The sequence below is a fragment of the Macrococcus sp. GL_134 genome (genome assembly GCF_057834705.1).
Genome location: NZ_CM174409.1, coordinates 45,668 through 61,815 on the forward strand (window position 1 = coordinate 45,668; position 16,148 = coordinate 61,815).

Consider the following 16,148-nt stretch of genomic DNA (forward strand, 5'->3'; position numbering starts at 1 on the left):
ATATCATACCTAGAAAGAAGAGTGATGGTATTGAGGAATGGCCCAAATTTGAAGACAGTAAAGAAGATATAGAATATTATACAAGCTTTTGTAGGTAAATAGGTAGAAATAAGAGAGTTGAAAAACCTTCGTCTCAAACAATACGCTCAGGCGCATCACAACTAATGAGGTTAATGACCAACAAAAATATCAAGATCAAAGGATACACTGAAGCTTATCATTAATAATTCAACTTATCGATATGTTGATAGTGATTGTGGTATAATATTACCATTAGGAGGCGATGATGTGATTACAATTGATTCAAAAGTTAATAAACAAATCGCTAAAAATCTTTCACTTGAAGGTATGGATGTAACAAAAAAACAACAAAAACAGATTCTTGATGTTATTAATAATAAGAAAAAAATTACGAATGAATTGATTCGTAAAATTGCATTTAAGTAATGAAATATAAAACAAATTTTCAAGAAGAATATCTTATAAATTCAAATTTACTCGGTGCTAAAACATTGAATGAATTAGAACAGCTTGAAAAAGTTGCTTTTTATATTGCAGAAGGGTTGATGGAACAAGAAGGATACGAATTTTTATTTCCATTAACAATAAGTTCAATTAAGTTGTTACATAAAAAGTTATTTGAAAGAGTATATAGTTTTGCTGGTGAGTTTAGAGATGTAAGTCTTATGAAAGAAAACACAAGATTTTGTGAACCACAGTATATTGATGCTAATTTAAATATTTTAATCGATGAATATAAGTTAGAAAATGAATGTTCAGATGTAAAAACTGCCGCAGAGAAATTGGCATATTTCAAAACAGAATTGAATATGATTCATCCATTTCGTGAAGGTAATGGGAGAACCATAAGAATAATCATTCGAGAAATGGCCAAGCGAAAAGGGTTTGAATGGCGTACTGATTTATTAGATAGAGAAAATTATTTAGATGCTATAAGAAAATCGAGTTGGGATGAAAAGCTCTTAATAGTAATATTTGAAAATACATTATTCCCGTTAGATTAAATAATTGAAGATAAGCAACATTTGTATTCTTATTAAAAATAAGGGAAGCTATACCTTGATGCGTCTAACTACGCAGATAGAGCCGAAAGACATGTCAAATTGACATGTCTTTTTTAATTTTATAAAAATGCAATCTTAAACGTTATTTACAAAGAATGCGTTATTTTCTTCTTGAGACCACGCATTCTTTATTAAATTTTAACGAATTACAGACTAGAGACAACCATCATATATAATACTATATTATGTAGTCTTTTCTGACTCACTCACATGTTTTATTAAGGCTTTTAATTGATCATTAACCGTTTCATCCTGGAACCATCCGTCTGCTCTTTCAATACGTTTATTGTAACTAATGAGCAGCTGCCATTCTTCGTTTAAGTCAGCACCCATAATACGCAAATGTCTGTTCAATGCTTCAACAGCATGTGTTCCGATGGGTGAATGTATCACAAATGCAACGGGTTTATGCATCAATGTTGCTTCAGATAACATCCATTCCAGCGCATTCTTCAAGATAGCGGGTACGCCGCCCATATATTCCGGACTGACGATGACGACAAAGTCAGCAGCGTTGATTTTATTTCTCATCTGGTTGACGATCTCATAATGATTTTGATACGCCGTCTGCGGATTAAATAATGGCAAGTCCTTCACTTCATGAATCACTTCAAATGTATGTCCATTATTGACGAGTTCAGCACCGATTTTTTCAAGTACTTTTAAATTGGTTGAAGCTGTATAAGGGTTACCGCTGATTCCTGCTATTTTCATTTTTTCACCTTCCGCATTTTATATTGTCATTTATTTAGACCTTAATTGAAAGTAGAACATTAAACAAGGAATTGATACTGATGACACAAATTCATTAGTCATAAGTAAAAGATATGGATACTTTTTTCTAACATGATACATAGCACGAGTGCTGCACGTGCAGATTGAAGGGTCAGCTATCATCCAATATGGTAAGTAGAAATATTAAAAATTATGTTTATAATCAAGTAGTGCATAACAGTTATCATATTTAACTTTCAGTAAACAAGCAGTGATATAAAATATAAGACTAACGTTTCTTTGCAGTCTGATCATATACAGAAACTCCGATTTCTCTTCATGAGAAATCGGAGTTTCTGTTAGGCTGGTATTTCTGCACGTTTGTCGCTATGCTTGCGCAGTACTGCAGCGAGTAACGCAGCCACCATACCGAATGCTGCAAGACCGGTCATAACGATGATAGGTGTATTGAGTGTCAGTTCTTAGAGTGAATGTTGTTAATCCAGGGCCGACAGATACAGGCTACATCGATCAGAACAGTGAAGTCTATCATCAGATTTCGAATCAATTCAATGACAAACGCTGGGGGCATCCTGACGATATTTCCAACTTAGTATTATTCCTGCACAGTGATGAAGGTCAGTGGATCACTGGTCAGCTGATTAATAGCGAAGGCGGGTTTAATAGATATATTGAATAAGAAAAAAGAGTATTGAAATTATAACTCAGTGACATCTTCCTCTGTGATATCTTAAATGACCTTTACGTCCGTCAGTGCGCTTCAATAAAAGTAAATGATAATCAAATTAATGATGTGCTTCCAATTATATACTTTGCATTTTATAATGTAACTATATATAAAAATTAGAATATTTTAATATTTCTATTAAATTGAACAATGGAGCTGTGGTGATTAATGAAGAGATTAGTGGTCATCATCATATTACTGATAGTTGTAACGGGTTGCAGCGAGAATAAGGAACATGCTGAAGTACAAAATCAACAAGAAGAGGTAACAACTGAGCAGGCCGAAAAAGCAGAGGAAACTCCTGCAGTTAGCAAAGTATTATCAGTAGAAGACTTATTTATTCAGCCGCACTTTATGATTAAAGATTTTAATGTTAAAACAGTAAATAACAATGTGCAGTACATTATTAAATATGTTATAGATCCAAGTGCTAATAGTTACATAGAAAAACATCATCCAGTGCTATATTTAAATATTTTGTATCCAGATGAAATATTAAAATCCAGTCATAAAAGCGTGTCGAAAACGTTTAAACTAACGCCTGCTGCTAGTGATGTGCTGGATAAGCAAATGATTATAAATGATACGTTTCAACCAGACTTTAATGATAATTCATTAACAGATCCTTCTCATCAGCTGCAATTACAAATCTTTGATGAAAACAAACAACTGATGCATGTGTTCGAGAATTTAAATGATTATAGAACTTACTAGTATTGTGGGTGTATCCATATAAAAGATACAAACGATTCGTTTAATTGATAGTTGTGATTAATTATATATTCTTTAAATAAAATATTGGAGGTGACGAGATGATCATAAAAACAGCATGTAGAATAAAAACTTTTAATTTTAGAATTGTTAATTTTCCAGGTGAGTTAATATTAGATACAACGAATCAATTAATAATTTTTAATCCATTATTAGAAGCAGCCGTTAATTCTCACAGCATTCCGATTGATGAGATTGAAACATATCGATTTAAAAAAGGCATGTTAAAAAGTAAATTTGAAATATATTATCGTTCAGAGTGGTATACATTTACAGATTTTACTGATGAAAATTATTTAAAGATTGTTAGTTATCTAGAAGAAATAAAAGATGAAAGACATTTGAGAATGACATAACAGGAGTGGATATACATGCTTTCATACAAAGTTGATGATGAAATAGAGCTTGCTCTCCCTCGTCCGGAAATAGATGGTCCGGTCGTCTATCGTTTAATTGAGAGACAGCGTGATTATTTGAAAGAATTTCTCCCATGGCTCGATCATCTTCAAAACGAAGAAGAAGAGATCATCGCCTTTAAAGAAATGATGAAAAATTTCGGTGCAGGAAAGTCCGTGACTCTCGTTATCCATTACCAGCAGACGGTAGCCGGAATGATTGATTTTCATAATATTAATCAATCCAATCGTTCTGCTGATATCGGTTACTGGTTATCTGAAGACCTGCAGGGCAAAGGAATTATGACTAGAGCTGTGGCTGGTATGTGCAGTCTTGGTTTTAACAGCTTTAATTTTAATAGAATTACTCTTACAATAGAGTGCGATAATATTCCGAGTCAAAAAGTAGCTGAGAGAAGCGGGTTTATGTTGGAAGGAAAGCTGAGAAGTTATTTGAACAATAGAGATGACTATAAAGATGCTTATTTTTATTCATTATTAAAAGATGATGGTCAGTCCAGTTAATGGGCTGGCTTTTTGATTAAATGATTCATCATCTGGTCGGTATAAAAAAATCGAGGAAAAAAGAGGAAGTCCCTGAGCAGCAAGAGATGTGTATTGACAACAAGAGCGATCGATATCATCATATCCATATGTATTTTGACGAGGCTTGGGATGGTCATTATGATGTAGCCTGCTTGAAGTATAGCGCTAATCAATTACTCTAGAACAAGTGAAGAAAATATTTTTATACTTTACACGAACATATGTTCTCGTTTATGATTGAAGTATTATAAATGAGGTGATGATATGTATGACTATTATCAATGTAATCATCATGATGTGCTCTGTATTGACCTTAAAAGTTTCTATGCATCAGTTTCGTGTGTCGAAAAAGGATTAGATCCTGAGACCACTAAGCTTGCTGTAGTAGCTGACACAAAACGTTCCGGTTCGGTCGTGCTGGCTGCAACGCCACCACTCAAAGCACTGGGGATTAAAACAGGTTCCAGACTTTTTGAAATTCCATGTAGACCTGATATTTATATCATCAATCCTTCTATGCTCAAATATGTTAAAGTATCTAATCAGATATCTGCTATCGCACTCAAGTATGTTGCACTGGAAGATTTTCATCAGTATAGCATCGACGAGTTTTTCATGGATATTACCCATTCTTATCATTTGTTTGCCTGTTCTCCACGCCATCTTGCGCAATTGCTTCAAGCAGAAATATATCAAGAAACAAAGGTATTCAGCACTATTGGAATTGGGTCTAATCCATTGCTGGCCAAACTATCGATGGATTTAGAAGCGAAAATTACTGATGACGGCATCGCTGAATGGAGATACTATGACGTTCCTGAGAAGCTTTGGCCTATTGAACCATTGTCGAAATTGTGGGGAATCAATAAAAAAATGCAGGCTAAATTGAACAGAAAAGGCATATTTAGAATAGGAGAACTTGCGAATTATCCGGTACAATACCTTAAACGGGAGTTTGGTATTATAGGTATCGATCTACATCTTCATGCAAATGGGATAGATGAGAGTATTATAAGAAAGCCGCATAAAATATCGGGTAAGTCATACGGTAAATCACAAATATTGATGAGAGATTATGAATTTTATGAACTAAAGACGGTCATCAGTGAACAAGTGGATGAAGTGTTTTATCGAGTGAGAGAACAGCATTTATATCCAATCACGATATCATTTACGATAGGATACGCTCATTACGGAGGTATTCGAAAACAGTTTTCGAAGAAAGATTATTTTACATCGACCATGCAGATTGTTGAGTTAATATGGAAACATCTTGAGGACTATGCAGATAGAGATGCTATGTTTAGAACAGTGAGCGTCTCGTTCAGTAATCTAAGAGACAGCGCGATGAGGCAGTTGAGTTTGTTTGAAGACCGTGGAGAAGCGAAGCGAGAAATGGTCGAAAAGCATCTTGATGCGATTAGAAATAAGTACGGCAAAAATAGTGTGATGAGAGCCTCTTCGCTAACAGAGAGTGGAACTATACAGCAGCGGAAGAATCTAGTGGCAGGGCATAAGGCGTAGCCGTCAAAAACGTCTCATGAATTTAATCACTGATACGAATGTCAAATCAAATAACTGCGGAATTTACAGAACTAAGTATTGGACCATGTGAGTGGCAGGCACATGAGTAGAGTATAAAATAGATGGCATTTTTACAATATCATTTTTATATCAAGACCATCACGTTATAGTTTGGGTATTTTATACAATGATGAACATATGATTTGCAATGATAAACATAATAATATATATTAAAACCATCACGTTATGGTTTGGAGGGAGTCACTTGGGAAGTACAAACTAAAAATTGGTGAACTGTCAGCACTTGCTGGTGTAACGAACAGAACAATTGATTATTATACGACGCTTGGATTACTTGATTTTAAGAGAAGTGACAATAATTATCGTTTTTACTCAATTGATATGGTGGAACGTATCCACGAAATCGAACATCTTAAAGACGAAGGTATGCATTTAAACGATATTAAGAAGAAATACGCACCCACTGAAGCGATTGACATTCAAGACATCAGACTGAAAATCAGTGAGTTAGAAGCAGATATACGCAATATTTCGCAAACAGACAATCTCAATGAAGCGAAAGCATTGGCAGTGAAAGATCTTGCCCTGATCAAAACATTACTGCTATTCATACAACATTAAATGGAGGTGAATATTCTGTCTGATGACAGAATATCTTATTGGAGACAACGATTAACTTAATTATTTTTACGGTGCTGATCATTTTAACAGCATTTTTTGTAGCGACAGAGTTCGCTATTGTCAAAGTCAGGCATTCGAGACTCAATCAACTCGTCAATGAAGGAAAACCTGGTGCTTTGTCAGCCAGCAATGTCGTGAATCATCTGGATGAGTATTTAAGTGCCTGTCAGCTCGGTATTACGATTACAGCATTAGGCATTGGAATGGTCGGTGAACAGACGTTTGAATTTATACTGCATCCGTTATTCTCTGCCGTCGGTATCCCGGCAGATCTAGTTCATGTCTTTACACTTGTAGCTGCGTTTATTATTGCGACGTTCTTACATGTAGTGGTCGGGGAACTTGCACCGAAAACCATCGCAATCCAAAAAGCAGAAGCAGTAACATTAGCTTTCAGTAAACCAATCATGTTCTTCTATAGGATACTTTATCCCTTTATATGGTTGTTGAACGGCTCAGCAAGGTTACTGCTGAAAATCATCGGCATGAAACCTGTGGGCGAACATGAATTAACGCATACTGAGGAAGAACTGCGTCTCTTGTTAGCTGACAGTTATAAGTCTGGAGAAATCAATATTAATGAATTGAAAGTCATTAACAATGCATTTGAATTTGATGACAAAGTGGCACGTGAAATTATGACGCCAAGAAATGAAATTACAGCGATCAGCAATCAATCTCGTATGATAGATGTGATTCAACTCATGCAGCAAGAACGCTATACAAGATATCCTGTTTACGAAACAGACAAAGACAATATCATCGGATTTATCCACATTAAAGACTTTATTGATTTGATGCTGCAGGACAAAGAGGAAGTCTTTGAAAGCAAGCTCACTGATTACATCCATCCGGTAATGAGAGACATTGAAACAGTGTCATTGACTAAGCTGTTAAGTAAAATGAAGTCAGAACGTCTGCATTTAGCAATATTGATGGACGAATACGGCGGAACGAGTGGTTTAGTGACGATAGAGGATATTATCGAGGAGCTGGTCGGTGAAATAAGGGATGAATTTGATGAAGAAGAGGAAGAGAAGATTGTTAAGATAGGGGAAGACCATTATCAGATTCATTCAAGTGTATTAATCAGTGATGTAGAGAAAATGCTTGGAATTACGTTCGACATTGATAATGTCGATACGATAGGCGGCTGGATGTTATCATTCATTGACAGAGAAGCAGATCATATTTTTTATGAAGGCTATCTGTTCAGTGGTCTGGAGAAGAACGGTAGTCATATCGAGAAAATCGAAGTGACAAAGTCTGAATATATTGAAACAGATCAATAGTCATAAAAGACAGTATTTTTGAAATATCACCTATCATTCTTTACTATGAAGAGAGAACTATTATAGGAGGTAGATCATGAATACATTAATTATCGGCGCAAACGGACAAGTAGGAAGAATATTGGTTGAGAAAATGAGCAAGCAGCAAGGTGTCACACCGATTGCCGTGATTCGTAAACCTGAACAGAAAAATTTCTTTGATGATTTGGGAGTGGAGACGCGTTTAATCGATCTGGAAGATGATATTCCAGCGATTGAAAAAGCAATGGACGGTATTGATGCTGTGGTATTTACAGCAGGATCTGGCGGTAGTACAGGTGCTGATAAGACGATGCTGATTGATCTGGACGGAGCGGTCAAGTCAATCGAAGCAGCTCGCAATCAAGGAATTAAACGATTTGTGATGGTAAGCTCATTTGACACATCACGAGCAGCAATCCAGGAAGCGGATAGTGATTTCAGACCTTATGTTGCGGCTAAGCACTATGCAGACAATGTGCTGAGAGCCTCTGATCTGGATTATACGATAGTCCATCCAGGTATTCTCAAGAGCGAAGCAGGCAGTGGCAAAGTGACAGTGAAAGAGACATTGGATGTAGCAGAAGTTGCACGTGAAAACATTGCAGAAGTATTGCTGAATGTCTTATTGAACGACAATACTATCGGCAAAGAATTCCAAGTAGTAAATGGTCATACAGATGTAGCAGAAGCTATTAAAAATATATAGTACGGCTGATTATAAACCAAAAAAGAATGGGCATATGCCCATTCTTTTTTTATCAATCGGAGATTAACGACCCGTTGCTTTAGGATACATGAATGAAAGCACTAATCCGATGAGAGCAATGCCGGTGATGATTTTGTAAGTGATTTGAGCACCAATCAGCATATCAGCATGGGCAGTGGTCATAATGGTGACTAAAATGCTTGTACTGAGAGCTGCTGCTACTTGCCGCAATGTATTATTCATAGCAGTCCCGTGAGGAATCATTGGGCCGGGAAGAGCATTCTGCTTCATGGGTATTTTGTTGTCAGCGATTATTTGTCACAATGGTAGTATAATAAAGAGATAAATTAAATAAAATGGCCAAAGGATGTAGAGTGATGACTAAAAGAAATGGCAGTGACGAACAATGGCACGTGCAGCAACCTAATGAATTATTGAAATTTTTATTTGAAGTAATGCCTGACAGAAGTAAAAAATCAGTAAAAACCGTGCTTGGAAGAGGTCACGTCTTTATCAATGACGAATCAATCAGTCAGTTCAACGCACCACTTGCACCGGGGGATGTCGTCGAAATCCGAACGAGTGCAGTGAACAAAAAAGCGAAAATCAAAGGGATTGAAATACTCTATGAAGATGCAGACGTCATTGTAGTGAACAAAGAAGCAGGACTATTATCCATTGCGTCAGAAAAAGATAACGAAAACACAGCATTCCGTCTGCTGTCAGACTACGTTAAAAGAGCACATCCTCAAAACCGTATATATGTTGTCCACCGGCTTGACCGCGAGACGTCCGGTGTCATGATGTATGCGAAAAATAAAAAGGCACAGCAAGTGATGCAGAATAACTGGAAGCAGTTAGTAAGCGAACGCACTTACATCGCACTTGTAGAAGGCCGCATGACAGAAGACGGTACTATTACAACGTGGCTTACTGAAGATAAAACTTTGACCATGCATTCCAGTAAGACACCAAACAACGGCAAAAAAGCCGTGACGCATTATAAAGTGCTTAACACCAATCGCACACAGACGTTATTGAAAGTCAATCTGGAGACAGGACGCAAAAATCAGATCCGGATCCATATGAAAGAGCTCGGGCACCCGATTGTCGGTGACAAAAAATATGGAGCTGTGACAAACCCGTTCAGACGTATCGGCTTACATGCAAGCATTCTTGCATTTACACATCCGACGACGAATAAATTAATGCGCTTTGAGGCAGAACTGCCGAAAGTGTTCAAGATGTCGTTTAATAGATAAAGACGGCTGAGAAACATATTGGCAATAGGATGAATAGTCATTGCTACAGACATAAAGATAAGAAAAATAAAGGAGAAAACTTATGAAGAATCAAGTGATTCATAATAGTGAAGCATATGAGATATTTGAACTATTCAAACAAAAAGGGTCTTTAAAACAAAGGATGGCAAGAGTAATTGATTACTTGAAACATCTTCATGACAAACAAAATGATCTATAATTATATAGTTGTAAGCATGAGTCCTGTGTGTTTAGTTACAGACTGCTAAAAGAGCGTTATCAAAATTAGGAGGTCTTTTATGGATAATTTTGAACGATTTATTTCGACATTCAATCAGCTGCATGAAGCAATGAAAGATGAAACGAAGCGGGATGACAGTTTTGGCTCATTATTTTACCAGCTGAAAGAAAAACATCCAGTAGTGAAGGCGTTTAAAGATGAAATTGATCTCGCAAGGCAGTTAAGAAACTTACTGATTCATGAGAAAAAAGATGCGTTTAATATCGCAGAACCAACGACTGAATTTATCAATCAACTTGAGTCGATTCGTCAACAAATTGCGAATCCTGCAACGGTAAAACAATTTAATAAACCAGTAGTGTGTTTAAATATTGACGATTCATTAGTGGATACACTCGCTCATATTAAGCAGCATCAATTATCACAATATCCGATATTTGATGGTCAGCGTTTTCTCGGTATTTTGACAGACAATGGACTGACGAACTGGCTGGCTTCAGTATCGACTAAAGGAACAATCAACTTGATGGATTACCGAGTGAGAGATGTTCTCCCAAATGATGAGAAAGGTGCCTCGTTTATCATCGTTAAAAATGACATGCCGTTACACGAAGTAGAGCAGACGATGATAGATGAAATTAATACAAAAGGACATTCTAAACTGGTCATTTTAATTTCCGATTCTGGAAAAGTAGAAAAACCACAAGACATTCTAGGGATTATCACGCCTGGGGACATGCCCAAAGTGTTAGAACAATTATAAGGAGAAGTTATGGCATATGAAGTAAAGCATTTAGAAAAATTGACTGTAGTTGGGGAAAAAAGAAGTTATGACAGTATCGAAGATGCACAGCAGAAGTCACAGCAGTTCTGGACTGAATTTAAGCAGTCAGATCAACGCGCGCGCTTAACAATTGAAGCAGATGACCAATTTCAAGGATTTTTCGGTATATATTTCCCTACTGATAACGGGGTCGATTATATGATTGGAGTGAGTTCTGCACAAGAAACGTCAGAATGGACTTCTCATCACATTCCAGCAGGTAATTATTTAGTATTTGAAGCAGGAAGACCCGTTTCACGTGAAATTCAACGCATTACTAACGAGGCTTATGAAGTGATTATACCTGCTTCCCAGCATGATTTAAGAAATGCTCCTGAATTTGAATACTATCCTTTCGGTAATGTCACAGCAGCTGACTATAAAGCTGAAATGTGGATACCGGTTGAATAACGTAAAAAGATGAGAGCTACTCTCATCTTTTTTATTTGGTGAATGATAATAAAATCATTTTAGCAGTTGTTTTTTTGTAAAAAAATAAATTAAGTAAGATGCCGCCGCAATAAACATCAGCAACGTAAGAAACAGTGACTTTGTTACAAAATTATCAGGTAGAACTAATACAATACCAACCATAATAGGTAACGCTAAGCTGATAAATCTATATCTTAAACAAAATGTACAGTATTTCTAACAAAATATTATCAAATGAATCATTTGTCTGAACGGGCATGCTTGGATTCGCTCTTCTAATTGTTAGCGCTATCAAACTGTTCATATTATAATGAGGATAGGAGGCGATTGGTATGAAAAAACTGCTTAACGAAAAGACTCAATTTGTATCAGATATGCTGAAAGGTTTAGCCTTATCGGATGATTCACACGAGGTAGTAGCAGGTTCTGTCATTGTCCGTAAGAAGAAGAAAGAAGGAAAAGTCGCTCTTATTTCTGGTGGTGGTAGTGGTCATGAACCGGCACATGCGGGTTATGTGGCTGATGGGATGCTTGATGCGGCTGTCTGCGGGGAAGTATTTACTTCTCCAACACCTGACAAAGTACTAGAAGCTATTAAAGCAGTGGCTACTGATGCCGGCGTATTGCTGATCATCAAGAATTATGCAGGTGATGTCATGAATTTTGAGATGGCGATGGAAATGGCGCAGATGGAAGATATTAAGGTTGACCGGGTCATAGTTGCTGATGACATCGCGATTGATAATAAAGAGCAGCGCCGAGGCGTAGCAGGAACTGTATTCGTCCACAAAGTCGCAGGTTATTATGCTGATCAAGGATTGTCGCTTGAAGAAGTGAAAGCAAAAGTGGAAGCGCTGCTGCCTTGTATGGCGACGATCGGTATGGCGCTTGAACCGTGTATGGTACCGACGACTGGTCAGTATGGCTTTGAGCTTGCAGACGACGAGATGGAGATCGGTATCGGCATTCACGGCGAAAAAGGGATATACCGCGAACAAGTTGAAACTGTAGATAGAATTGTAGCCCGTTTGATGGCAGAAATCGAAAAGGAACTAGAGTTCACAGACGCGATAGTAATGGTCAATGGTATGGGCGGCACACCATTAAGTGAATTGAATATGGCGGCCTATTACGTAAATGACTATTTTGAGCAGAACAATAAGACGATGACTAAACTATACGCGGGTAATTATATGACAGCACTTGATATGCAAGGCTTCTCTATCACTGTCTTACAGCACGATGACAGTGTACTTCAGGCGCTGGAAGCAGAAACAGCAAGCCGTTATTTCAACTAGGAGGGGTATTATGAATGCTGAGCAATTAACTGAACAGTTAAAAGGATTGTACAAAACTTTTCAGGATAATGAACAGCTGTTGACCGATCTTGACCGTGAAATCGGTGATGGTGATCATGGCGTCAACATGCTGAGAGGGTTCAAAGCAGTTAGCGAAAAATTGACGGGAGACACTGTGGAAGAAGTTCTTAAATCATGCGGCATGACACTGATGAGTGCTGTCGGCGGAGCGTCAGGCCCGCTATACGGATTTTCCTTTGTCAAAATGGCGCAGGCGGCAGAAGACGAGCTGACAGCAGATAATATGAAGCAATTACTGAACGCTTTCAGCGAAGCGGTGAGTGCTCGTGGTAAAGTAACAGGTGGAGAAAAAACAATGTTTGACGTCATCAGTAAAGCTGCAGCGTCAGACGAGCTGCCGACTCGAGAAGAATTGCAGCAGTTTGCAGAAGAGACGAAGGAAATGGCTGCTACAAAGGGCAGAGCTGCTTATTTCAAAGAACAATCTATCGGCACTATCGACCCAGGTGCGCAAAGCGCTGTCTACATTCTCGATGGTCTGATCAGCGGGGTGAGATAATGGAGATCTGTATTGTCAGTCACAGCGCACAACTAGCAGATGGACTTAAAGAACTGCTCGCACAAATGGCAGACGGCGTTATGGTGAGAACTACCGGAGGAATTGATGGAAATATTGGCACATCAGTCGATGCCATTACTGAGATGTTCAATTCAGTTCAAGGTGAAGCACTTTGTTTTTATGACATCGGCTCGAGCAAGATGAATGTGGAAATGGTGATTGAAATGAATAGTTTCACTCATATCACTGTTGCGCATATGCCATTAGTCGAAGGTGCCTTTTTAGCAAGCGTAGAAATCAAAGTCGGCAAATCCAGAGATGAGATACTGGCATCGCTGAAAAAGACCTTTAAAGAAAAAGAATAATCTAGTGACAAGCTGCAGCTGCTGCAGCTTTTTTTATGGGATAAAACACGTATCAATTATAAAAATTCAGAAAATTTAAAACTCGGTATTGTTTATTTATTATCGTATATATATAATATAAAACAATAATATATACACTATTGAATAAAAAGGAGATGAAATTATGGAAGATTTAGTAAGCTGGCTATTAGATTTAGTTTGGAGTAAGCCGTTAGTGTATGGATTATTACTGACAGGTATTGTATTCTCACTCATGCTGCGCTTTTTCCAAGTCAGGCATATCGGAGAAATGGTCAGGTTAATGTTCCAAGGTGAAAAGTCACCTGCAGGGATTTCAAGTTTCCAGGCGATTGCATTATCACTTGCTGGTCGTGTCGGGACAGGTAATATTGTCGGTGTATCCACAGCTATCTTCATCGGTGGCCCTGGTGCAGTATTCTGGATGTGGGCAACAGCATTTCTAGGTGCCAGCTCAGCGTTCATCGAGTCAACGCTCGGTCAGATTTACAAGCGTGAAGAAAAGGGTGAATACCGGGGCGGTCCTGCTTACTACATTGAAGAAGGTATTAAGGGGAAATTCGGTAGAATATATGGTATTGTCTTTGCTATTGTCACCATTCTATCAACGAGTTTATTATTACCAGGTGTTCAAGCGAACGCCATTGCGAACTCAATGAAAAATGCTTTTGGTATTAACAGCTGGATCATTGCAATCATTCTTGCAGTCATACTGGCGGTTATTATTTTCGGAGGCGTACGCTGGATAGCGAATGCTGCCACTGCCATTGTACCTTTCATGGCGATTCTTTATATTATTATGGCACTGATCATTCTTGTCATGAATATCACTGAACTTCCTGGATTGATCGCATTGATTTTCAAATCTGCATTCAATATGGAATCTGCATTCGGTGGTATATTTGGAGCAATGATTGAAATTGGTGTGAAACGTGGTCTTTATTCCAATGAAGCAGGACAAGGTACTGGTCCTCACGCAGCTGCCGCAGCAGAAGTATCTCACCCGGCGAAACAAGGATTGGTACAAGCATTCTCAGTTTATGTTGATACATTATTTGTCTGTACAGCAACAGCCTTAATTATTTTATTAGCAGGAACTTATAATACAACAGATGGAACAACGGAAAGTAATGGTGCGCCTCATTTAATCAAGGATGGCGGTGTCTATGTAGAGTCTGCAGATGGTTCGAAAGATTACTCCGGTACAGCCATGTATGTGCAGGCAGGGGTCGACAAAGCTTTCCATGGCAGTGATTACACATTTGATCCGAGTTTTTCAGGGTTTGGATCCTACTTTGTGGCAGTGGCGCTCTTCTTCTTCGCATTCACAACGATTCTCGCTTATTCCTACATCGCAGAAACAAACGTTTCGTATTTGATGCGCGGTCAGAGTAAGCAGGCAACAGCGATTGGATTCAATATTGCCCGGCTCTTATTGATTGCAGCAACGGTTTACGGAGCTGTTAAAACAGCAGAGCTGGCGTGGAATCTCGGTGACTTAGGTGTCGGTTTGATGGCATGGTTGAATGTCATCGCTATCTGGATTCTGCATAAGCCGGCGATTAAAGCACTTAAAGATTATGAAGCACAGAAAAAAGCACTGGGTTCTGGTAGAAATGTAGTTTATCGTCCAGATCCAGCTGAACTCCCTAATGCGAAATTCTGGCTCGAAGATTATCCAGAACGTCTAAGACAGGAAGAATTACAAAAATAATAGAGCTGCCTGCAGTTGATTGGACAACTTCTCACAAGGAGGTTATGGTTAAATCAACTGCAGGCTTTTTTATTTTTGAAAAGAGGTTAATGATATGAGTATTTATTATTTAGGACCAGAGGGAACATTCAGCTATCAGGCAGCGGTTCAATATCAACCGGACGCTGAGCTGGTTCCATGCCAGTCGTTATACGACGTCGTAGAACAATTCAATCAGCATCCTGAGAGTCAGGCGGTTGTACCGATTGAAAATGCGATTGAAGGAACTATCAATTTAATCGCTGATGAACTGATTGAAAATCAGCTGCACGTCGTGGGCGAAGTATATCTGGATGTTGCATTTGATGTGGTCGGATTGACGTCGACATTATCAAGTGCACGTACTGTCGTTTCCATTGCCCCGATTATCAGCCAGACAAAGCGGTTTATTACTAGTCATCAGCTCATCGTAAAATACGCTGATTCGTCGCTTGACAGCTTGAACTATGTTGATGATGAAACTGTTGCGATCGTCCCGCATCACAGTACTAGTGATTTTCACGTGATTCAACAGAACATTGAAGATTTCCCGAATAACCAGACTCGATTTCTCGTGCTATCTCATCACGAAAGCAACCAGCGGACATCACAGGCGTTGCTGCTGCTCACCCCGAAAGTTGATAAACCTGGTTTGCTCGCCAACATACTGAATGTCTTTAACCTATACAACATCAATTTGTCGTGGATTGAATCCCGTCCGACTAAGCATCATTTCGGTTACTATCACTTTCTCATTCAATGCCGCGTAGATCCGAATACTGATGATTATCAGCAAGTACTGAAAATATTTGATGCCATGCAGATTTCAGCGAGAACCATTGGTGCCTTTTAATTTACCGGCCTAAAAATCAGACTAATAGCCGATAGCTTTG

Annotated in this window: 21 protein-coding genes; 19 read left to right on the forward strand and 2 right to left on the reverse strand. The window is 38.3% G+C overall.

Features of this window, described 5'->3' with window-relative positions; translation table 11 throughout:
* Nucleotides 1–288: 288 nt before the first annotated feature.
* Together AC3IPL_RS00230 and AC3IPL_RS00235 are read left to right on the forward strand one after the other, a co-directional pair.
* A complete protein-coding gene (locus AC3IPL_RS00230; RefSeq protein ID WP_165980688.1) occupies nucleotides 289–447 on the forward strand; it encodes a hypothetical protein in 159 nt (52 codons plus the stop codon).
* Nucleotides 447–1,025, forward strand: coding sequence for a Fic/DOC family protein (locus tag AC3IPL_RS00235; RefSeq protein ID WP_489241075.1), 579 nt, complete (start codon nucleotides 447–449; stop codon nucleotides 1,023–1,025). The genes AC3IPL_RS00230 and AC3IPL_RS00235 overlap by 1 nt, the downstream gene beginning before the upstream one ends.
* 243 nt (nucleotides 1,026–1,268) lie before the next feature.
* Here AC3IPL_RS00235 and AC3IPL_RS00240 read toward each other — a convergent pair whose 3' ends face one another.
* Nucleotides 1,269–1,799 carry an NADPH-dependent FMN reductase gene (locus tag AC3IPL_RS00240; RefSeq protein ID WP_489241076.1) on the reverse strand — a complete coding sequence of 177 codons (531 nt, stop codon included), beginning with the start codon at nucleotides 1,797–1,799 and terminating at the stop codon, nucleotides 1,269–1,271.
* Between the two features lie 472 nt (nucleotides 1,800–2,271).
* Between AC3IPL_RS00240 and AC3IPL_RS00245 the strand changes: the two genes are divergently transcribed.
* The 8 genes from AC3IPL_RS00245 to AC3IPL_RS00280 all read left to right on the forward strand — a co-directional run bounded on the left by AC3IPL_RS00245 (nucleotide 2,272) and on the right by AC3IPL_RS00280 (nucleotide 8,504).
* Nucleotides 2,272–2,499, forward strand: coding sequence for an SDR family oxidoreductase (locus AC3IPL_RS00245; protein ID WP_489241077.1), 228 nt, complete (start codon nucleotides 2,272–2,274; stop codon nucleotides 2,497–2,499).
* A gap of 216 nt (nucleotides 2,500–2,715) precedes the next feature.
* Complete coding sequence (locus AC3IPL_RS00250; RefSeq protein WP_489241078.1) at nucleotides 2,716–3,261, forward strand: hypothetical protein; 546 nt, start codon at nucleotides 2,716–2,718, stop codon at nucleotides 3,259–3,261.
* 98 nt (nucleotides 3,262–3,359) lie between these two features.
* A complete protein-coding gene (locus tag AC3IPL_RS00255; RefSeq protein WP_489241079.1) occupies nucleotides 3,360–3,674 on the forward strand; it encodes a PH domain-containing protein in 315 nt (104 codons plus the stop codon).
* A 15-nt stretch (nucleotides 3,675–3,689) separates the two neighbouring features.
* Nucleotides 3,690–4,238, forward strand: a complete 549-nt coding sequence (locus AC3IPL_RS00260; RefSeq protein WP_489241080.1) for a GNAT family N-acetyltransferase — start codon at nucleotides 3,690–3,692, stop codon at nucleotides 4,236–4,238.
* Nucleotides 4,239–4,523: 285 nt separating this feature from the next.
* Nucleotides 4,524–5,783, forward strand: coding sequence for a Y-family DNA polymerase (locus AC3IPL_RS00265; RefSeq protein ID WP_489241081.1), 1,260 nt, complete (start codon nucleotides 4,524–4,526; stop codon nucleotides 5,781–5,783).
* Nucleotides 5,784–6,029: 246 nt separating this feature from the next.
* The gene (locus tag AC3IPL_RS00270; protein WP_489241082.1) at nucleotides 6,030–6,425 is read left to right on the forward strand and encodes a MerR family transcriptional regulator; all 396 of its coding nucleotides are present in this window, start codon (nucleotides 6,030–6,032) and stop codon (nucleotides 6,423–6,425) included.
* Nucleotides 6,426–6,463: 38 nt separating this feature from the next.
* Nucleotides 6,464–7,777 carry a hemolysin family protein gene (locus tag AC3IPL_RS00275; RefSeq protein WP_489241083.1) on the forward strand — a complete coding sequence of 438 codons (1,314 nt, stop codon included), beginning with the start codon at nucleotides 6,464–6,466 and terminating at the stop codon, nucleotides 7,775–7,777.
* A 76-nt stretch (nucleotides 7,778–7,853) separates the two neighbouring features.
* The gene (locus tag AC3IPL_RS00280) at nucleotides 7,854–8,504 is read left to right on the forward strand and encodes an SDR family oxidoreductase (protein ID WP_489241084.1); all 651 of its coding nucleotides are present in this window, start codon (nucleotides 7,854–7,856) and stop codon (nucleotides 8,502–8,504) included.
* A gap of 63 nt (nucleotides 8,505–8,567) precedes the next feature.
* Here AC3IPL_RS00280 and AC3IPL_RS00285 read toward each other — a convergent pair whose 3' ends face one another.
* Nucleotides 8,568–8,747, reverse strand: coding sequence for a hypothetical protein (locus AC3IPL_RS00285; protein WP_489241085.1), 180 nt, complete (start codon nucleotides 8,745–8,747; stop codon nucleotides 8,568–8,570).
* Between the two features lie 134 nt (nucleotides 8,748–8,881).
* Here AC3IPL_RS00285 and AC3IPL_RS00290 point away from each other — a divergent pair, with 134 nt between their 5' ends.
* The 9 genes from AC3IPL_RS00290 to AC3IPL_RS00330 all read left to right on the forward strand — a co-directional run bounded on the left by AC3IPL_RS00290 (nucleotide 8,882) and on the right by AC3IPL_RS00330 (nucleotide 16,108).
* Nucleotides 8,882–9,766, forward strand: coding sequence for an RluA family pseudouridine synthase (locus AC3IPL_RS00290; protein WP_489241086.1), 885 nt, complete (start codon nucleotides 8,882–8,884; stop codon nucleotides 9,764–9,766).
* 82 nt (nucleotides 9,767–9,848) lie between these two features.
* A complete protein-coding gene (locus AC3IPL_RS00295; RefSeq protein ID WP_489241087.1) occupies nucleotides 9,849–9,986 on the forward strand; it encodes a hypothetical protein in 138 nt (45 codons plus the stop codon).
* A gap of 79 nt (nucleotides 9,987–10,065) precedes the next feature.
* Nucleotides 10,066–10,770: a CBS domain-containing protein gene (locus AC3IPL_RS00300; RefSeq protein WP_133417710.1), complete on the forward strand. Its 705-nt coding sequence runs from the start codon at nucleotides 10,066–10,068 to the stop codon at nucleotides 10,768–10,770.
* Nucleotides 10,771–10,779: 9 nt separating this feature from the next.
* Nucleotides 10,780–11,241, forward strand: a complete 462-nt coding sequence (locus AC3IPL_RS00305) for a GyrI-like domain-containing protein (protein WP_489241088.1) — start codon at nucleotides 10,780–10,782, stop codon at nucleotides 11,239–11,241.
* A 353-nt stretch (nucleotides 11,242–11,594) separates the two neighbouring features.
* Nucleotides 11,595–12,560 carry a dihydroxyacetone kinase subunit DhaK gene (gene dhaK / locus AC3IPL_RS00310; protein ID WP_489241089.1) on the forward strand — a complete coding sequence of 322 codons (966 nt, stop codon included), beginning with the start codon at nucleotides 11,595–11,597 and terminating at the stop codon, nucleotides 12,558–12,560.
* Between the two features lie 10 nt (nucleotides 12,561–12,570).
* Nucleotides 12,571–13,140, forward strand: a complete 570-nt coding sequence (dhaL, locus tag AC3IPL_RS00315; protein ID WP_489241090.1) for a dihydroxyacetone kinase subunit DhaL — start codon at nucleotides 12,571–12,573, stop codon at nucleotides 13,138–13,140.
* Nucleotides 13,140–13,505, forward strand: a complete 366-nt coding sequence (gene dhaM / locus AC3IPL_RS00320) for a dihydroxyacetone kinase phosphoryl donor subunit DhaM (protein WP_489241091.1) — start codon at nucleotides 13,140–13,142, stop codon at nucleotides 13,503–13,505. Before dhaL ends, dhaM begins: the two co-directional genes overlap by 1 nt.
* A 163-nt stretch (nucleotides 13,506–13,668) precedes the next feature.
* Nucleotides 13,669–15,237 carry an alanine/glycine:cation symporter family protein gene (locus AC3IPL_RS00325; RefSeq protein WP_489241092.1) on the forward strand — a complete coding sequence of 523 codons (1,569 nt, stop codon included), beginning with the start codon at nucleotides 13,669–13,671 and terminating at the stop codon, nucleotides 15,235–15,237.
* A 94-nt stretch (nucleotides 15,238–15,331) separates the two neighbouring features.
* Nucleotides 15,332–16,108, forward strand: a complete 777-nt coding sequence (locus tag AC3IPL_RS00330) for a prephenate dehydratase (RefSeq protein ID WP_489241093.1) — start codon at nucleotides 15,332–15,334, stop codon at nucleotides 16,106–16,108.
* Nucleotides 16,109–16,148: the final 40 nt, after the last annotated feature.

Excerpts from the sequence above, each read along its gene's own strand:
- AC3IPL_RS00290 (WP_489241086.1), top strand. The coding sequence starts at position 8,882 with ATGACTAAAAGAAATGGCAGTGACGAACAATGGCACGTGCAGCAACCT.
- dhaL (WP_489241090.1), top strand. The coding sequence starts at position 12,571 with ATGAATGCTGAGCAATTAACTGAACAGTTAAAAGGATTGTACAAAACT.
- AC3IPL_RS00325 (WP_489241092.1), top strand. The coding sequence starts at position 13,669 with ATGGAAGATTTAGTAAGCTGGCTATTAGATTTAGTTTGGAGTAAGCCG.
- AC3IPL_RS00240 (WP_489241076.1), bottom strand. The coding sequence starts at position 1,799 with ATGAAAATAGCAGGAATCAGCGGTAACCCTTATACAGCTTCAACCAAT.
- AC3IPL_RS00255 (WP_489241079.1), top strand. The coding sequence starts at position 3,360 with ATGATCATAAAAACAGCATGTAGAATAAAAACTTTTAATTTTAGAATT.
- AC3IPL_RS00250 (WP_489241078.1), top strand. The coding sequence starts at position 2,716 with ATGAAGAGATTAGTGGTCATCATCATATTACTGATAGTTGTAACGGGT.
- AC3IPL_RS00300 (WP_133417710.1), top strand. The coding sequence starts at position 10,066 with ATGGATAATTTTGAACGATTTATTTCGACATTCAATCAGCTGCATGAA.
- AC3IPL_RS00330 (WP_489241093.1), top strand. The coding sequence starts at position 15,332 with ATGAGTATTTATTATTTAGGACCAGAGGGAACATTCAGCTATCAGGCA.
- AC3IPL_RS00280 (WP_489241084.1), top strand. The coding sequence starts at position 7,854 with ATGAATACATTAATTATCGGCGCAAACGGACAAGTAGGAAGAATATTG.
- AC3IPL_RS00265 (WP_489241081.1), top strand. The coding sequence starts at position 4,524 with ATGTATGACTATTATCAATGTAATCATCATGATGTGCTCTGTATTGAC.
- AC3IPL_RS00285 (WP_489241085.1), bottom strand. The coding sequence starts at position 8,747 with ATGAATAATACATTGCGGCAAGTAGCAGCAGCTCTCAGTACAAGCATT.
- AC3IPL_RS00260 (WP_489241080.1), top strand. The coding sequence starts at position 3,690 with ATGCTTTCATACAAAGTTGATGATGAAATAGAGCTTGCTCTCCCTCGT.
- dhaK (WP_489241089.1), top strand. The coding sequence starts at position 11,595 with ATGAAAAAACTGCTTAACGAAAAGACTCAATTTGTATCAGATATGCTG.
- AC3IPL_RS00270 (WP_489241082.1), top strand. The coding sequence starts at position 6,030 with ATGGTTTGGAGGGAGTCACTTGGGAAGTACAAACTAAAAATTGGTGAA.
- AC3IPL_RS00295 (WP_489241087.1), top strand. The coding sequence starts at position 9,849 with ATGAAGAATCAAGTGATTCATAATAGTGAAGCATATGAGATATTTGAA.
- AC3IPL_RS00305 (WP_489241088.1), top strand. The coding sequence starts at position 10,780 with ATGGCATATGAAGTAAAGCATTTAGAAAAATTGACTGTAGTTGGGGAA.
- AC3IPL_RS00235 (WP_489241075.1), top strand. The coding sequence starts at position 447 with ATGAAATATAAAACAAATTTTCAAGAAGAATATCTTATAAATTCAAAT.
- dhaM (WP_489241091.1), top strand. The coding sequence starts at position 13,140 with ATGGAGATCTGTATTGTCAGTCACAGCGCACAACTAGCAGATGGACTT.